Genomic DNA, 16,003 nt, shown 5'->3' on the forward strand with positions numbered 1-16,003 from the left:
CCACGCCAGCAGGGAGAAGGAGACGCGGCATGACCACACCCCGGAGCACACCACCGAACCACCTGCCCTTGGACTACGAGACGACGACGGAGCCCCGCTACGCGCAGGAGGTGGCGCAGAACCATGACCTTCAACATGTGAAGGGGGACGACTACGTGATCGTCTACACCTGCCCGCGCTGCGGGGCCGCACAGGAGGACCCGCTCTTCGAACCGGGCTTCCGCGCCGCACGGGCCGCGAACGCCCCGGCCGGTGCGCGGCCGGCGGCAGCGGCATCCGCGAATGTCCTGCTGCCGATGAGCTGTCACTGCATGGGCACCCATGACGCCCGCCCCGAAGGACGCAGCGGCTGCGGAGCCTACTGGACGGTGGAACTGTCGTGACGACTTCCCGGGTCCCTCCGCGGATCACCGCCGGTCCTCCGGCCACGGCGGCGGACCTGCTGGCCTCGCAGGAACGCAACCGCCTGGCCGGGGAGGCCCTGCCCAGGCTGCGCGCGGCCGCGCTGGGCTGGCGCAACGCGGCCGGCGCGCTCATGGCCGGGCTCGTTGCCTTCGGTCTGGTCAAGGGCCGTACCGATGTGGGCCAGCTGGCCGAACCATGGGCCGCCGGCGTGGGGTCACTCCTGCTCCTGGCCCTCGTGTGCGGGGCTTTGGGCGCGTACCTGCTCAACCGGGCGGCCCACGGTTCCCTGGCGCCGCCCCCACTGGGAGCGCGGTCCACGCGTTCGGCGGCCGAACACCTCGAAGTCGGCGACGGCCTGCGGGCTCTGCGGTGCGGCATCGGCATGACCCTGGCGTGCACGGCGTTCCTCGTCGGCGCCGTCGCGAGCACCTGGTACGGGCCGAGCGCCAAACCGCCGGCGGTCGAACTCAGCACACCGGCGACGGGCAAGCTGTGCGGCACCGTGGCCGGGATGCGCGACGGGAAGCTCCTGCTGAAGACCGGCGGTACGACGGTCGACGTGGCGACGGCGGCCCTCACCCAGCTGCGGACGGTGGATGACTGCCCGTGACCACCCTGCGCAGCACCCTCCGCTTCGATCTGATGTTCCTGGCGAAGTGGCGGCCGCTGGTGGCACGCGCTTTCCGGGCGGTCGACCGCCACGACGCGGATCCGCTCCCGGAACTGATCAGGCAGATCGATGAAGTCCGGACGCGGGACGGCCATCCGCGCTGGGTACGCGACCTGATACGAAGGGGCGAGCTCCCGATCCTCAGGGCCTCTGCGGAGATTCTCCGCGACCCCGGATTGCTGGACCGTGCGGTCACCCTGGGCCGGGAGGCGCTTACCGGCCGTCCTGCCTCGCCGGAGGCGGAGGCCTGGGACCGGGCGCTGCTGGCGGAGTGCCTCGTCAGCCGGTTCGAGGACCGGGGCGACCGGGCGGACGTGGACCAGGCGATCATCCATCTGCGGCGGGCGGCGGACCTGTGCCGGACCTTGCTGACCGCGCCGAAGGTTCCCTGGCGCCGGTCGTCGCGGCTCTGGTGGCGAGACCTCTGGGACCTCGATCACAGACGGCCGTGGCCGCCGTTCGACAGGGCTGCGTGCTTCTCCGTCCTCCTCCACTTCGGTGATGTGCTCCACACGCGCTTCGAATTCCTGCGGACCTTCGACGACCTCCGCCGGGCCGTGGTGGCGAGCGAGGAAGCGGAGGCCCTCAGCCGTTCGATGCGCTGGGCCGTTTCGAAGGGGTGGACCGACTACGGTCAGGAACGCGGAGCGATCCTCTCCCAGCTCGCCGCCCTCCTGGCCCAGCGCCACCAGCTTCTCCGCGACCCCCAGGACATCGTCCGGGCCGTATGGCTGCTCAAGGACGCCGACCGGCTCATGCCGCGCCGTGCCCGGGGCGGCCGCATGCTCGCCCGGCACCGGGTGCACGCGCTCACCACCATGGGCCTGGCACTGAGCAGCCCGGAAGACTTCGCCACGGCGGAAGCGGTGTTGCGCAGGCGCACGCCGCACCAACCGGAGTGGCGTCCGCAGATCGAGATCCTGACCGGACGCGCCGGGATCACAGGGTCGGCGCAGGGTCTCGCCGAGGCCGTGGCGATCCTGGAGGCGGCCGCTCCGCAGGACCGTCCCGACACCCATGAGGCGCTGATCTGGCTCGCGGCGACCCTCCGCCAATGGGCCGTGCACGTCGAGACCCAACCCGTGGAACCCGACGTGTCGGCGGACCAGCAGCCGGATTCCGCCCCGCTCTGGCGCAGGTCGTCCGACGCCTGGCGGCTTGCCGCCCTGCGGGAGACGGCTCCCGCGTGGCGCAGGCTCCACGCGGCTTCCCGGTGGCGGATGCAGGAAGCGGACCGGTGCCCAGGTTCCCCGGAGGCCGCAGAGGCGAGCTCCCTGGCCGTCCGGTTGCTGCCGCTCGCCGCCTGGCGGGGCCTGGACCGCCTCAGCCAGGAGAAGGTACTCCAGTCGACCGACTTCGACCTGGCCTCCTGCGCGGCCGCCGACCAACTGGCATTGGGCGACCCGGAGCACGCGCTGGAACTGCTCGAACTGGGACGGGGAGTGCTGTGGTCCCAGAAACTGGACGTGCGCACCGACCTGAAACGGCTGCAGGAAGCGTCCCCCGAGCTGGCCGAGCGTCTCACCCGGGTACGCGTACTCCTGGAGGAGGTGCGGGACCCGTCGGCGCGCACCGGACGCGCCGGCCTGCGCCTGCCGCTGTGAGATCGATGCGCCGGCGCGCTGTGAGGCCCCGCTGCAGGATGGTGCGCGCGGGGACATGGCCGGCGGATGCAGCGTTGGTACCCGCCGGGCTCCCCGCTGGGCTGCCCGCTGGCTAGGCTGTGGCCATGGATGGGTTTCGGATCACCTACACGGTCGAGTGCGCGGAAGCGGTCGCGCAGCTCTCCCCTGAACGGCGCATACTTCTGGACCGAGGCCTTGCCGTCCTGGCCCGCGACCCGTACCACAAGGCCACCGCGCCCATCGGTACCCACGAGGACAACCGGAAAGCCCAGGTCGCCCCGGGAGTTCTGATCGAGTACGTGGTGGCCCACGCCGTGATGGTCGTGGTGGTCCTCACCGTGTTCGACGACAGCCTGTATCTCCTCGCCGACGACGAGCTGGGCAGCGGCGAAGACGCCTGACCGCACCCGATCCGCCGGGCGAGCTTGCTGCGGGGGAGGGCTACCGGGATCGCCACAGGTCATGCAGTGTCTGGACATCGGCTTCGAGGACATCGCGGAGGTCGCCCGGGTCATCCGGCAGATCGGGACCGAGAGGGGAGGCCGTTTTTCGGAACGCCGGAAGGACGTTGGGATCCGCGACAGCGAGCACCGTCGACAGCAGCGGCTCGCCCGACGGAGTGTCCCGGTTGACCTGGCACAGGGCCAACCGACATTCTGCTGACCTGCGGCTATGCGCAGTTCTGCTGAGGGGGGCTTCCCGCCTAGATCAAGATCGTTTCCCTTTTACTTGTTCACCGGGGTTGTCCCTCCCCCGGAGGACGGTCTGCAGCCGACCTCAGGACAGTACGGAGTACCCCGTGCGTGGTGTCCCGGCCGGTCCTGGCTATTCCTCCGGGCGAATCCAGGTCCGGGCGAGTTCCGCGACCCAGGTGGCCGCCGCGTCGGGAGCGGGCGGGGGAGCGCCGACGACAACGAGTTCGGTGACGCCCGCCGCGTCGAGCGCGGGAAGGTGGTCGGGGGTGCCGTCGCTCAGTGCTACGGCGACCGTGAGCTCGTCGAAAGCGCGATCGCGGCGGGAGCACTCGTCGGTGAGAACGGCGATACGCGCCGGAAGGTCGGCCGCCGGGATGCCGAAGCCGTACCAGCCGTCGGCGAGCGTGACCGCCCGGTGCAAGGCCGCGTCGCTGTTGCCGCCGACCACGATCGGGAGACGGCCGCCGTGCAGCGGTTTCGGGTTGACCCGGATCGCGTCGAAGCGGGCGAACTCCCCTGTGTAGGAGGCCGGGTCCTCGGCCCAGAGGGTGCGCATCGCGGCAAGGTAATCGTCGGTGCGCCGCCCGCGCCCGGCGAAGGGGACTCCGAGCGCTGCGCATTCCTCGGCCGACCAGCCGATCCCGACGCCGAGGGTGAAACGCCCGGCGGAGAGCATGTCGAGTGTGGCGGCCTGTTTGGCGACCAGGACCGGGTTGTGCTCGGGCAGCAGGAGTACGCCGGTGGCGAGTTCGATCCGGCTGGTGACCGCCGCCGCGAAGGTCAGGGCAAGCAGCGGGTCCAGCCAGTCCGCGTCCGCGGGCACGGCGATCCGGCCGTCCGCGGAGTAGGGATAGCGAGAGGCGGGCGCGTCCACGAGCACCACGTGCTCGCCGCACCACAGCCTCGCGAAGCCGTGCCTCTCCGCGGCTGTGGCCACCGCACGGATCACCTCGGGGCGGGCACCGTCACCGATACCGAGCGCGTGCAGTCCCACTCGCATCCTCTACCTCCGAGCGTCACCTTAAGCGCGAAGCACGGATGGCTCGGGAGACGCGGCCCGCCGCGCGCGGGCATACCGTCCGGACGAGCGAAACCACCCGCCACGGGCCGCGCCGCGATCGCCTCTGGAGCCGATGCCGGCTTTCCTCAAGGCCGACGCAGGCTGGTCCCGGCCACCGTACCGGGCGCGCGCGGCTGACCAGTTGGGCGGTGCGGCCGGGGTAGCAGTCTGCGTCGGGATCGGGTTCGCCCCGTCCGTACACTCCTCCGATCCGTTCCTGGTCGCCACCCTGCTGGCCGTCATGGGGCTCGTGACCGGTGCGGTCGTGGCCTGGCGCATGCCCGCGCCCCCTCCTGCAGCGGACCAGCAGGCAATCTCGCGCACCGGTGGGTGATCGAGCGAACCGGCTCCTGGCACAACCGAGGGTGGAGGGCGTTGGCGATCGTGACTGACCGGCGCGTGGTGCAGGACGCTCGGGTGGCAGTGGCCGGTGCAAATTATTGTGATCTGCAGGCTGCTACGCCGGGCCTGGCCGCGTTGGAGCGTGTCGTGACCTGGCCTCGTGGGATTGCAGGTCTGGTGGGCCTGTGTCCGGGCGAAGCCGGTCTGCCTGTCGGGCTCAACAGAGCAGTCTGGTTTGGTGGTTCGAGACTGCGCGAGCAACCATCCGGAACCGGCCGGAATACCGCGAGCTGGGCTTGCTCACGTCGCTTCAGTGATGGTCGCGTGGGTGGTGCGTGGGCAGCTTGATGTTGTTCAGGGGGTGTTCACCAGGTTACGGGGAGTTCGGTGACGCCGCCGGTGAGGGTGGTGCGGACCTCCAGTTCGTTGATGTCCTTGGCGAGGCGGAGGTCGGGCAGGCGGCGGGCGAGGGTGGCGAAGACGATGCGTAGTTCCACGCGGGCCAGGCTGGCGCCGATGCAGAAGTGCATGCCGTGGCCGAAGCCGAGGTGGCTGTGTTCGGCGCGGTCGGGGTCGAAGGTCTCGGCGGCGGTGTAGACGGACGGGTCGCGGTTGGCGGAGTTGACCGACAGGATCACGGCGTCGCCGCGGCGGATGGTGACGCCGGCGAGGTCGACATCGGTGTGGGCGTAGCGGAGCAGACCGAGGTCGCCGGGCGCGCCCATGCGCATGATCTCCTCGACGGTTGCGTTCACCCTGCCGGCCGGGTCGGCGGTCAGCGCCCGCCACTGGTCCGGGCGGGTGAGCAGGAACAGCGTGCCCAGGCCGATGCGGTTGACGGTGGTCTCGTGCCCGGCGAACAGCAGCCCGACGCAGAGCCGGACCATCTCGTCGTACTCGTAGTCCGGGTCGGTGCTCTGCGCGCGGACGAGGTCGGAGATGACGTCCTCGCCGGGATGCGTGCGCTTGGTCTCGGCGAGAGCGGTCATGTAGGCGCTGAACTCGTCCCGCGCGCGGTGAGCCTCCTCGCCGATGGCGTAATTGGCCATGCGCTCCGACAGCGAGGCGAAGTACGGGTGCTCGCTCTCGGGCACCCCGAGCAGTCGGCAGATGACCGCGACCGGGAGCGGGAAGGCGAGTCCGGCATGCAGGTCGACGACGCCGTCGGGAGCGGCGGTGTGTTCGGCGAGCAGTTGGTCGACGCAGCCGTCGACCAGCTCTTGGACGTGGTCGGAGAGCATGGTCATCCGCTTGGCCGAGAACGCGGGGGTGAGCAGTCGGCGCATCCGGGTGTGGTCCGCTTCCTCGGTGTCGTGGTTGCCCGAGGGGCCCTCCTGCACCGCGGCGCTGGTGATGCGTGACGCCCGTTCCGGTTCGGGGTGGGAGCGGCCGAGCCGCTTGTCGCCGAGCAGGTCGCGGACCTCAGCGAAGCGGGTGACCAGCCAGGCAGGATCTCCGGCCGGTGTGGTGACCGGCGCGATGGGCGCCTCCCGACGGAGCACCTCGTACAGGGGAGCGAGATCGAGGACGTTGGGGCGGGTGAAAGGAAGCTTCGGACGCTCGGCGGCAACGCTCATGGCTCTCCTCCGGTGATCTTTCCCGTAGCTCGAACGTAGCATTTTATTGGCAGTAACTGCCAATAAAGTTCAGGCCAATCGCCACGCCGACAGGCGTGTCTAAGATCGCCCGATGGAGGAATTCAGACAGAGCGGCGGCCACGCACCTCGCCGAGGGCGGCCGCCGGTGAGCGACGAGCAACGCGCAGCGCAGCGTCTCGATATCTCCCGCCACGCGGTTCGCCTCTTCGCCGAGCAGGGTGTGGCCGCCACCTCGGGCGAACAGATCGCGCGGGCGGCCGGAGTCTCCGAACGCACGTTGTGGCGCCACTTCCGCGCCAAGGAAAGCTGCGTGGAGCCGCTGCTGACGAAGATGGTCGACGCCTTCCGCGAGGTGTTGCACGCCTGGCCGGCCGGAACGGACCTCACAGAGCACCTGCGCACGGCGTACCGACCCCTCTTCGAATCTTCGTCCAGCACGGACATCGAGGCAGTTCACGCCGTGGTGCGGCTGACCCGTGACGAACCTGCGCTGCGCGCCGCCTACCTCATGCTCCGGGAGCGCGCGGAGGACACATTCGCCGAAGTGCTGGCCGAACGCCTGGCTATGCCTGCCGAATCATTCGAGGTCCGCGCACAGGCTGCGGCTGTGGACGCAGTGCTCAAAGTGGCGGCCGACCGGCTCGCCGACGACACGGCGGACACTGGTATCACCCCCGAAATCCTGCGTCGGCACCGCGAACAACTCGCCGGCGCACTCAGTCTCCTTACCCATGGGATGCCGAACAGGCAGGGCGACTGACACAGGCCAACTTGTCGGGCCCGGTGCCGGACAGACCGTGGTGGAGGGCGTTGCCGACGAGCTCGCCGACGACGGTGAGGGCATTGTCGGTGAAGGGGCCCGGGCCCCGGAACAGGCCGGTGGAGAGGTTCCCCGTTCGGGTGAACTGGTCCGCACCGCCGACTCAGTTGCCTCAAGGAGATTGGCCCCACCCTGCCGAGTCGTTGTCTGCTCGGCCGGAAGCGCGATCTCGGGTCCGTTCAGTCGTGATGCCATACGAGCGTGCAGCGCCAGAACAGTCGACGGCGCAGCCGTGCGCCGGGCAGGGTGTCATGGGCTTCACTGACGATGTCGGAAAAGCTCATGTCCGCTGGTCGGGTCAGGGCGGTCATCGAGACCGGCCGGGGTGAGCTGCGGCCTCTGTTCTTGAGCCGGCCCGTGGCGGCGTTCAGCGGACTGGCGGCGGCGCCGAGCAGATGGTCGCCGGCCGTCTGCGCCCGGAAAAGACCGACGACTACCAGGGTTCCTCCGGGGGCCAGGTGCTGGCGGAAGACGGTGAGAGCTTCGGTGAACGGCAGATGGTGGATGGTGGCGACGCAGGTGATGACGTCGTAGGAACCGGCAGGGATCCCGGTCAGCGCGTCTGCGACCGTGAAGGTCGCTGGGGTTGCCGGAGGAGTCAGCCCCTGCGCCCGGGAGATGATCACCGGGTCGGAGTCGATTCCCTGGACCTGGTTGGCGCGTGAGGCCAGGAGCCGGACCAAGTCGCCGCTGCCGGCGCCGATGTCCAGGGCACTGCCGAAGCGCTTGGGAAGTTGCCGCAGGATCCACCGGTGGTAGTGGGCGTTGTGGTCCCAGGGGTGGGTGGCATTGAACTGTTCGAGAGCCCGGAGCACTCGGTGCGGCAGTGGCGTCATGCCGTCAGTCCACCAAGTCCCCGGCTCCCGCGTCACCTCGAACGGGGAAGCCGGATCCTCACGGCCTCGGGTAGGGCCGTGGCAGAAGCGTTCGCGCCCGCAGACCCACCTGCGCCATCAGCGAGGCTCGTCCGTAGCCTACGGCCCGCAACCAGGCAGGACGCTACCTGTAGGAGAGCACGCACTCATGACTCATGCGCACTCTTTACGTCATCACCCTTCCGGAGGCGATGCACCACGTAGAGGAAGCCGTCGGCGAATGGCATGACTCGCAGCTGACGCCCGCCGGCGTCCGTGCGGCGGTCTCCATCGCCCAGGCGCTGCGGGCCTGGATCTCGGACGGCGCTGAGGTGGAGCTGTTCTCCTCGGAGCCCCCGCCAACGATCGCGAGCTCAAGGAGATCGTGGCCGAAGCGCTCAAGGAGGTCTACTTCCAGGACGGCGGTCGCCGCGCCGGAAGCCTGGAAGAGGTCAGCTTCACCGACCTCGAACACCTTGAGTTCGGCCTGCAGCAGCCGCACCCCGAACTGTCCGCGAGCCCCGAACCACTGATGGTCCGGGGGCTCGCTCGCGTCTCCGCGGGACCGTGGCGCGGTGGTCCACCGTCCCCGAACAGGTCAGGCCCGGAGAGCCGCGAGTGCCAGCGTTGCGTACCGGCGCCACACGTCGTGGTCACGGACGTCCAGTTCGAGCAGTACGTGGGCCACTCCGCCGATCAGCACCAGCAGGTCCATGGTCGTGACGTCGTCCCGGATCTCGCCCCGGTCGCGCGCCGCGTCGAGCCATCTGACGATCGTCGCAGCCGTCTTGTCGTCGAAGGGCGGCGCCGACCCCCCGGCGGGCGGCGTCAGGCTGACAGCTGCAGGACTGGTCGCGGCGTGCCACATCGGGGCCTGCGCCATCACGTCGACCAGCAGCCGGTCACCGGCCAGGCGCTCGACGATGCGGTGTATCGCGGCTTCCAGTGCCGCCTGAGGTTCGCGAACGTGCGCGTCCGTGTCCGCGACGACATCGCGCAGCCATTGGACGCGGGTGCCGGTGAGCGCCTCGACCAGGGCGGCCTTGGTCGGATAGCTGCGGTACACCGTCGCCTTCCCGACCCCCGCGCGCGCGGCGACCTGCGGAATCGTGGCGTCCAAGCCGTGTTCGGTGAAGACCTCGACCGCCGCCGCCAGCACTTTGTCGTGATTGCGCCGCGCGTCCGCCCGTCGCTCGCGCCAACCTTCCTCGGTCACGCGGTACCGCCGATGCCCTCGTCATGAATGTCAACGCCGCCACCCTATCCGCTCCACGCCGGCGGCCGTGAAGCCGGTTACCAGGCCGGCCGGTGGGGCGGACATCTGTGACCCGCGCAACATCCGAATAAGTGGACCCCGGGGTCCTGATAGCTTGAAACGCATCCGGACCTCTGGGTCCACTTCGATGAGGGGATGCACGATGGCATGGCGGCTGTTCCGGCTCGGCCGGTGGTCTTTCCAACACCGAAAGTTCGTGAGCCTCGGCTGGTTCCTGGCGTTGTGCGCGATTCTGCTGGGTTCACTGCTGATGTCGGGCAAGACGAACGACAACTTCGAGCTGTCCGGGATCGAGTCGACGGACGCGTTCGAGCTGATCGAGAAACGCACTCCGGGCGCCTCGGCAGACGGCGCCACGGCGCGGATCGTGTTCGAGGTGCCGGCGGGGGAGTCGCTCACCGACGCGCCCCACAAGCGCACGGTCGGCAGGGCGCTCGCCCGGCTCGACGGCGCCGACGTGCAGACGGTCGCCGACCCGTACACGGCCGGGACGCTCTCCGCGGACGGCCGCGTCGGGTATGCCACCGTGACGTTCACCGAGTCCCCGGCGGATCTCGCCGGAGAGGACAGGGACCGTCTTGAGGATGTCCGGACGGCGGCGGAGGGCCGGGGCCAGGACGTTGTGATCGGCGGCGACGCCCTGGCTCCTGAGGCACACTCACCCGTGGCCGAACTTGTCGGCATCGGCGTGGCGTTCCTCGTTCTGGCGCTCACGCTGGGATCGCTCCTGGCGGCTGGGATGCCGCTGCTCACCGCGCTGGTCGGGGTGGGTATCGGCATGTTCGCCATCTCGGCTCTCACGATGTTCGTCGAGCTGTCCTCGCTCACCGGGTCGCTGGGCACGATGCTGGGACTGGCCGTCGGTATCGACTACGCGCTGTTCATCATGACCCGCTATCAGGCCGAGGTCCGCGCGGGCCGCCCGCGGGACGAGGCGGCGGGGGTCGCGGTCGGTACCGCGGGCTCGGCCGTGGTCTTCGCCGGCCTGACGGTCATCGTCGCCCTGGTAGGGCTCTCCCTGTCCGGAATCGGGTTCCTCACGCAGATGGGCCTCGGAGGGGCGTTCACCGTCGCGCTGTCGGTGTTCATCGCGCTGACGCTGCTGCCCGCGCTTCTCGGGTTTGCCGGCGCCCGCGTCGCCCCCAACCGGGCGCCCACCGGCGCGCGTCCCCGCCCCGTGAGGAAGCGCGCGACCGCGCGCCTCTGGGCGGAGGCTGTCGTACGGCTGAAGTGGCCGGCCACACTGGTCGGAATAGCGGCTGCGGCCGTGGTCTCGATTCCGGCCCTCTCGATGCAGCTCTCGCTGCCGGACGACTCCACCAAACCTACCGGCAGTGACGCGCGCGTCGCCTACGACCTCATCTCCGACCACTTCGGTCCCGGCGCGAACGGGCCACTCGTTGTCGTTGTCGACACCCGGGGAACCACGAGCGCGACGGCTGCCCAGACGGCCGTCGCGCTGGCCACCGAGCGGATCGACTCGCTTGCCGCCGGGAGCGGGTCCGGCGTCGCCGGGGTGATTCCCGCAGTGAGCGACGACACGCCGGAGTCGCGGCAAGCGCTCGCACAGCAGCTTGAGATGTCGGGCATCGCGACGATGACCGTGATTCCGACGACGGGCCCCGCTCAGGAGGAGACGAAGGAACTGGTCGCGGACATCCGTGACGCCCTGGGCGACCTGGAGGCGGCCAGTGGGGCCCGTGCCCTGGTGACGGGACAGACCGCGGTCGGCATCGACATCTCCACCGAACTCCGGAACGTCTTCCCGGTCTATCTGACCGTGGTCGTCGGCCTCGCCGTCCTGCTGCTCATCGCGGTCTTCCGGTCGATCTGGGTGCCGGTCAAGGCCGCCCTCGGGTTCCTGCTCTCGGTCGGAGTGTCACTGGGGGCCACGGTGGCGGTGTTCCAGTGGGGCTGGTTCAACGAGTTGGTAGGGATCGACGGCAGTACGCCGGTGCTCTTCATCCTGCCGATCCTGCTGACCGGCATCCTGTTCGGACTGGCAATGGACTACGAGGTCTTTCTCGTCACACGGATGCGCGAGGCTCACGTGCGGGGCACGCCGGCCGTGCGCGCCATCGTCGACGGCTTCGCGCACAGTGGCCGCGTCGTCGCGGCGGCAGCGGTGATCATGGTGGGTGTCTTCGCCGGGTTCGTCCTCACCGACGACATCATCCTCAAGACGATCGGATTCGCTCTCGCCATCGGTGTCCTCGCGGACGCGTTCCTGGTCCGCATGCTCATCGTGCCTGCCGTGATGGCGATCGTCGGCGAGCGTATCTGGTGGATGCCGAAGGCGATGAGCCGGGCCGTGCCCAGCTTCGACATCGAGGGGGAGCAGCTCGCCCGCCGTCTCGAGGAGCAGGCCGCCTCCGGCTCCACCCGTCCCGGCGTGCAGGTGCCGGCCAACGCGGGCTGAGAGGCAGCGTCCGTATCGGTACCGGACCCGGGGCCGCGCGGGACGACGGATCAGATGATCGCGCTGTGAGTGTGCCGCGCGGGGTATCGGCCTTCGGCCCGCGTGGTTCCTGGACGAGGGGCTACGGCTTCGTCCGCCTCTGGCCCGAGGGCGTGTCTGGCCGATCAGCGCGGAGTTGGAAACACGGTCCTTGGCCCTCCCCACCTCCGCCGCCGTTGCGACGTAGCGGTGGCGAAGCCCACCTCATGGGCGATCCGCAACACCGGAAGGTCACCGAAATCCAGCAGGTGCCCGCGCCCGCCGCAGCGGAGCCGGGATGCGGAGGACTTCCCGGCGTCGGATCAGAGGTACCGGACGCCGGTCAGTTCCTCGGCCGCTGTCCAGAGCTTCTTGCCCACGACGGGGTCGGCGGCCTCCCGGCTGAGCCGGGCCTCGGTGACCCGGCCTCGTGTCTCTCCAAGCCCGGCCGGGCCGAAGAACTCGCCCCCGCGCAGTCCGGGCTCGGTTGCGGCCCGCAACTGCGGAAGTGTGCCCCGCTCCACCGGCTGGGTGGCGAGCAGGCCGAGCCAGGCGATCAGCCGTCCGGCCCGGCCGCGGTGTTCCCAGGCCCGCGGGGTGAGGTTGGTGCGGGTGAGCCCGGGGTGCGCCAGCGTGCTGACGACCGGCGATCCGGCGGCGCGCAGGCGGCGGTCCAACTCGACACCGAAGACGGTGGTGGCGAGTTTGGAGCGGCCGTAGGCGGGGGCCGCCCGGTAGGAGCGCTCGTACATCAGATCGTCGAAGTCGAGGTGCGCGTTCTTGTGGGTGATCGAGCTGAGGCTGACCACCCGGGGAGCGGGCGCCGCGGCGAGCGCGCCGAGCAGCAGACCGGTCAGGGCGAAGGGGCCGAGCATGTTGGTGCCGAGGTGCAGCTCGAAGCCGTCTGCGGAGGTGCGGCGGGGGCCGAGCAGCACCACACCGGCGTTGTTGACCAGCAGGTCGATCACCGGACGGTCGGCGGCGAGACGCGTGGCGAAGGAGCGGACCGAGCCGAGGGAGGCCAGGTCCAGCTCGCGCACCTCGACGTCACCGCCGATCCGGCGGGCCGCCTCCTCGCCGGAGGTGGTGTCGCGGACTGCCAGCACGACGTGGGCACCGTGCCGGGCCAGTTCGGTCGCGGTGACCAGGCCCAGGCCCGAGTTCGCGCCGGTCACGACCGCGGTCCTGCCACGCTGGACGGGGATGCGGTCGGCGGTCCATCCGGTCATTCGATGCTCCTGAGGGTCGACGGTGGTGCGCCGACAACGCTAGGAGTTCCGTGGGCCGGGTCGGTCGTTCGCGGTTGCCTAGGTCCGTGGGACCTACCTTGGGTGCCGATCGCGCTGACACACTGGCGGGATGACACATCCGTACGCGCGTGAGCTGGGGGACTTCCTGCGGGCCCGGCGTGCCAGACTGCGTCCGCACGACGTCGGCCTTGAGCCGGGCGGCCGCCGCAAGGTCACCGGGCTCCGGCGCGAGGAACTGGCGCTGCTGGCCGGGCTGAGCACCGACTACTACCAGCGGATGGAGCAGGGCCGGGAGGTGCGGCCCTCCGACCACGTGCTGGACGCGCTCGCCGACGCGCTCGGCCTCGACGACGGAGAACGCCGACACCTGTTCACTCTGGCCCGGGCCGCCCGCCGCCCCTTGCCCGCCCGAGTGCACCACGGTCCGGAACGGGTGCCGGAGAACACCCTGCGGCTGCTGCGGGCGCTGGACACTCCGGCGGTCGTCCTGGGACAGCACCTCGACCTGCTCGCATGGAATTCGATGGCGGAGGCGCTCCTCGGCAGCCCGGCCGATCTCCCGTCCGACCGGCTGAACATGCTGCTGCTGATGTTCGACGACGCGCTGACGGGCGAGCGGAACTGTCCCGGCTGGGAGCGGCAGGCCCTGGACTACATCGGCATGATGCGTTCCGCCGTCGCCGCCGACCCCACGCATCCGCGCGCCACCGCGGTCGTCGGTGAACTGAGTATCCGCAGCGCCGAGTTCAGGAGACTCTGGGCCCGTCATGACGTCTGTGCGTCGGTCAGCGGCACGAAGACCTTCTGGGTCCCGGAAGCCGGCGACATCGTCCTGGACTGGGACACCTATCCGCTGCCCGGCGGGCCCGGCCCGGTCATGCTGGTCTACACCGTCGAGCCGGGCAGTGCCGACGCCGACCGGCTCCAGCTCCTGGCGTCGTCGCGCGCGCCGCGTCCGTCACGCGGCGACGGCGGCGCTGCGTCGCGCGTGGTGTCGCGACGCCGCTGACAGTGCTGACCGGAGGGTCAGCGACGGCGCAGAGGGAGACCGGACACCGTGCAGTCCGGGAAGCTCACCGCGACGATGAAGCCCGCCGTCGGGTCCAGGTCGCGCGTGCACGCGGGCGCCGGGGGCGTCGGGGGCATGGGCGATGGAGCGGACGGCGGACAGGCCGAGGCCGTGGCCCGTGGCGCCGACACGGCCCCGCCCGAGGCGCTCGAACGCCTCGAAAAACTCGTCGGGCCAGGCGGGCACCGGTGCCGGGCGCGGTGACGCCGGCAGAGAGCGCCGGCCCTTCTCCACCGTGCGCAGCTGCTCCCAGCCGACCTCCGGGTGGGCGGGGACGACCGCGTCGACGGACGCCGTGATGGAGAGCGCGACGTCGAGGGCTCCGGCCCGGCCGGTGCCGAAGCGGACCTCGATCGACTACGGGGAGTGGAGCCGGCCGAGCCGGACCATGTGGTCGAAGTCGGCACGACGCACTCTCAGACGTGCGGCGGCCTGCTCGGGGCCGAGCGGGTGTCGGCGGCGACCAGGTCCGCCAGGTCCTCGCAACCGCAGACCTCCGCGACCTGGCCGGGGTGGTGCAGCGTCCCCTCGGGGTGCGCGCTCTGGTCGACCAGCAGATCGCGGTCGACGAACCGCCGCACCACGAACGCCGTCACGTTCGCCCGCTCGCCGTAAACGGTCCGGTTCGGCGTGCCCAGCGCGTCGGCGATCCGGACCGCCGCCGCGTCGCCGCCGACCGGCGGGGCGGGCATCGTGGCCCGGATGGCGTCGGCGTACAGCGCCACCACAGCGGCACGGGACCACTGCCGGGAGGACACGTCCGGATCAGGGATGAGCCCGGCATGGCGCGCCCACCAGAAGGCGGCTGCGGGCACCGCCAGGAGCTTGGCGGCCTGTCCCCGCGGCGTACTCGGTTCGTCGCGTGAGATCACCTCTCGCTCGTTCGCCGCAAGTGGCGGACAGAACATGATCCAACGCATGTAAAACGGTCAATACTCCTTGAAATTGACAAGTTGAACTAATGGGTAAGGGGTGGGGTACGGCCGCGGCCGGGGATCGGGGTGCTACGAGACAGCGGCGCGGCGGCCGGGCCACCGCGCCGCCTCCATCGGTTGCCTCTTGCTTCTCGATCTCGGCGATACTCGCGACCCCAACCCTGTGACTCCTGGAACTCAACCTCTATCGGAACGGGTCCCCGGAGCTGCCGACGCAACGGGCGCGCGTGAACCCGTCGCGCACGAGCAATCCCGGGCTGCGCCCGGTGCCTGGCGGTGTCAACAGATCGTGCCGGGCCGGATGGCTGTGGCCTTGAGCAGGTCCCGCAGCAGGTCGAAGTCGATGTTCTCCGTCCTGCGGAGCCGCAGGCAGCCCTTGCCCATGTCCTGTCCGGCCAACCGTTCCTCGAACGCCTCACGGACATCACTGCGCATGAGATAGAAGGAGATGTACTGCTTCTGGCTGGCAAAGGCGATCTCGCAGGCGCCGTTCCGTTCGTATGCGGGCATCCCGTAGGCCATGACCTCATCGAAGCCCACCAGCTCCTCGCGGCACATCTGCCGCATCTTGGTCAGCACGACCCTGCGTTCCTCGGGAACCTCGGTCAGGTAGCCGTCGACGTTGCTTGCCTTGCTCTGCGCCATTCCGTGAGGTTAAGCCGGATTCGAGGCCCCTATCAACATTGCAAACGAGGGTGCTGAGGGGTGATGGCCTGTGGGGATGCGTAATCACCAGCTTCTGGCTGCTTGGTACCCGGTCGGGTGAAGACGCTGCGGCGGTGCAACCCCGCCGGGGGAGCGCGGCGTGGTGCTGTAGGCGAACCCGATCAACGAGATGCACGTGAGCTGTCCGGGCCTGCTCGTGGTGGACATCGCAGCCCTGACGACGACACCGCGCTCACCCTCCAGCAGCTGCTCGCCGACCGGTGGGCGACGGCGACAGCACAGCGGACGACACGGGATGCCG

At 70.2% G+C, this 16,003-nt stretch carries 15 protein-coding genes and 2 pseudogenes; 10 read left to right on the forward strand and 7 right to left on the reverse strand.

Annotated elements, in window-relative coordinates:
* The first annotated feature begins 29 nt into the window (after positions 1-29).
* The 4 genes from ACFXKG_RS32710 (at position 30) to ACFXKG_RS32725 (ending at position 3,101) form a co-directional block, all read left to right on the forward strand.
* Positions 30-383, forward strand: coding sequence for a hypothetical protein (locus tag ACFXKG_RS32710; protein WP_384846734.1), 354 nt, complete (start codon positions 30-32; stop codon positions 381-383).
* Complete coding sequence (locus ACFXKG_RS32715; RefSeq protein WP_384846736.1) at positions 380-1,015, forward strand: hypothetical protein; 636 nt, start codon at positions 380-382, stop codon at positions 1,013-1,015. Before ACFXKG_RS32710 ends, ACFXKG_RS32715 begins: the two co-directional genes overlap by 4 nt.
* On the forward strand, positions 1,012-2,679 hold the full coding sequence (locus tag ACFXKG_RS32720) for a hypothetical protein (protein ID WP_384846738.1): 1,668 nt from the start codon (positions 1,012-1,014) through the stop codon (positions 2,677-2,679). Before ACFXKG_RS32715 ends, ACFXKG_RS32720 begins: the two co-directional genes overlap by 4 nt.
* Positions 2,680-2,804: 125 nt before the next feature.
* Positions 2,805-3,101, forward strand: coding sequence for a hypothetical protein (locus ACFXKG_RS32725; RefSeq protein ID WP_384846740.1), 297 nt, complete (start codon positions 2,805-2,807; stop codon positions 3,099-3,101).
* Positions 3,102-3,525: 424 nt separating this feature from the next.
* Here the strand turns inward: ACFXKG_RS32725 and ACFXKG_RS32730 are convergent, their stop codons facing one another.
* The gene (locus tag ACFXKG_RS32730) at positions 3,526-4,395 is read right to left on the reverse strand and encodes an LLM class F420-dependent oxidoreductase (protein WP_384846742.1); all 870 of its coding nucleotides are present in this window, start codon (positions 4,393-4,395) and stop codon (positions 3,526-3,528) included.
* Positions 4,396-5,162: 767 nt separating this feature from the next.
* A complete protein-coding gene (locus tag ACFXKG_RS32735; protein ID WP_384846743.1) occupies positions 5,163-6,374 on the reverse strand; it encodes a cytochrome P450 in 1,212 nt (403 codons plus the stop codon).
* A gap of 166 nt (positions 6,375-6,540) precedes the next feature.
* Here ACFXKG_RS32735 and ACFXKG_RS32740 point away from each other — a divergent pair, with 166 nt between their 5' ends.
* Entirely contained in the window at positions 6,541-7,155 is a 615-nt protein-coding gene (locus ACFXKG_RS32740; RefSeq protein ID WP_384846745.1) for a TetR/AcrR family transcriptional regulator, read from the forward strand.
* A gap of 239 nt (positions 7,156-7,394) precedes the next feature.
* Here the strand turns inward: ACFXKG_RS32740 and ACFXKG_RS32745 are convergent, their stop codons facing one another.
* Complete coding sequence (locus tag ACFXKG_RS32745; RefSeq protein WP_384846747.1) at positions 7,395-8,051, reverse strand: class I SAM-dependent methyltransferase; 657 nt, start codon at positions 8,049-8,051, stop codon at positions 7,395-7,397.
* 370 nt (positions 8,052-8,421) lie between these two features.
* On the opposite strand from ACFXKG_RS32745, the pseudogene ACFXKG_RS32750 reads away from it, so the two are divergent.
* Positions 8,422-8,559 (forward strand): annotated as a pseudogene (locus ACFXKG_RS32750) (XRE family transcriptional regulator); the annotation flags it as partial.
* Positions 8,560-8,667: 108 nt separating this feature from the next.
* On the opposite strand, the gene ACFXKG_RS32755 reads toward ACFXKG_RS32750, so the two are convergent.
* Positions 8,668-9,285, reverse strand: a complete 618-nt coding sequence (locus ACFXKG_RS32755) for a TetR/AcrR family transcriptional regulator (protein WP_384846749.1) — start codon at positions 9,283-9,285, stop codon at positions 8,668-8,670.
* A 256-nt stretch (positions 9,286-9,541) separates the two neighbouring features.
* Here ACFXKG_RS32755 and ACFXKG_RS32760 point away from each other — a divergent pair, with 256 nt between their 5' ends.
* On the forward strand, positions 9,542-11,764 hold the full coding sequence (locus tag ACFXKG_RS32760; RefSeq protein ID WP_384846751.1) for an MMPL family transporter: 2,223 nt from the start codon (positions 9,542-9,544) through the stop codon (positions 11,762-11,764).
* A gap of 341 nt (positions 11,765-12,105) precedes the next feature.
* On the opposite strand, the gene ACFXKG_RS32765 is transcribed toward ACFXKG_RS32760, so the two are convergent.
* Positions 12,106-13,011 (reverse strand): oxidoreductase, encoded by a 906-nt coding sequence (locus tag ACFXKG_RS32765; protein WP_384846753.1) that lies wholly within the window; start codon positions 13,009-13,011, stop codon positions 12,106-12,108.
* A gap of 130 nt (positions 13,012-13,141) precedes the next feature.
* Between ACFXKG_RS32765 and ACFXKG_RS32770 the strand changes: the two genes are divergently transcribed.
* Both ACFXKG_RS32770 and ACFXKG_RS32775 read left to right on the forward strand, forming a co-directional pair.
* The gene (locus ACFXKG_RS32770) at positions 13,142-14,041 is read left to right on the forward strand and encodes a helix-turn-helix transcriptional regulator (protein WP_384846755.1); all 900 of its coding nucleotides are present in this window, start codon (positions 13,142-13,144) and stop codon (positions 14,039-14,041) included.
* 48 nt (positions 14,042-14,089) lie between these two features.
* Positions 14,090-14,305, forward strand: coding sequence for a hypothetical protein (locus tag ACFXKG_RS32775; protein WP_384846757.1), 216 nt, complete (start codon positions 14,090-14,092; stop codon positions 14,303-14,305).
* Positions 14,306-14,517: 212 nt separating this feature from the next.
* Here the strand turns inward: ACFXKG_RS32775 and ACFXKG_RS32780 are convergent, their stop codons facing one another.
* Positions 14,518-14,916 (reverse strand): hypothetical protein, encoded by a 399-nt coding sequence (locus ACFXKG_RS32780; protein ID WP_384846759.1) that lies wholly within the window; start codon positions 14,914-14,916, stop codon positions 14,518-14,520.
* Between the two features lie 399 nt (positions 14,917-15,315).
* On the reverse strand, positions 15,316-15,681 hold the full coding sequence (locus ACFXKG_RS32785; RefSeq protein ID WP_384846761.1) for an iron chaperone: 366 nt from the start codon (positions 15,679-15,681) through the stop codon (positions 15,316-15,318).
* A 117-nt stretch (positions 15,682-15,798) separates the two neighbouring features.
* Between ACFXKG_RS32785 and ACFXKG_RS32790 the strand changes: the two are divergent.
* A pseudogene (locus tag ACFXKG_RS32790) lies at positions 15,799-15,984 on the forward strand (hypothetical protein); the annotation flags it as partial.
* Between the last annotated feature and the right edge of the window lie 19 nt (positions 15,985-16,003).

Source organism: Streptomyces sp. NPDC059255, assembly GCF_042752355.1.
Taxonomy (GTDB): domain Bacteria; phylum Actinomycetota; class Actinomycetes; order Streptomycetales; family Streptomycetaceae; genus Streptomyces.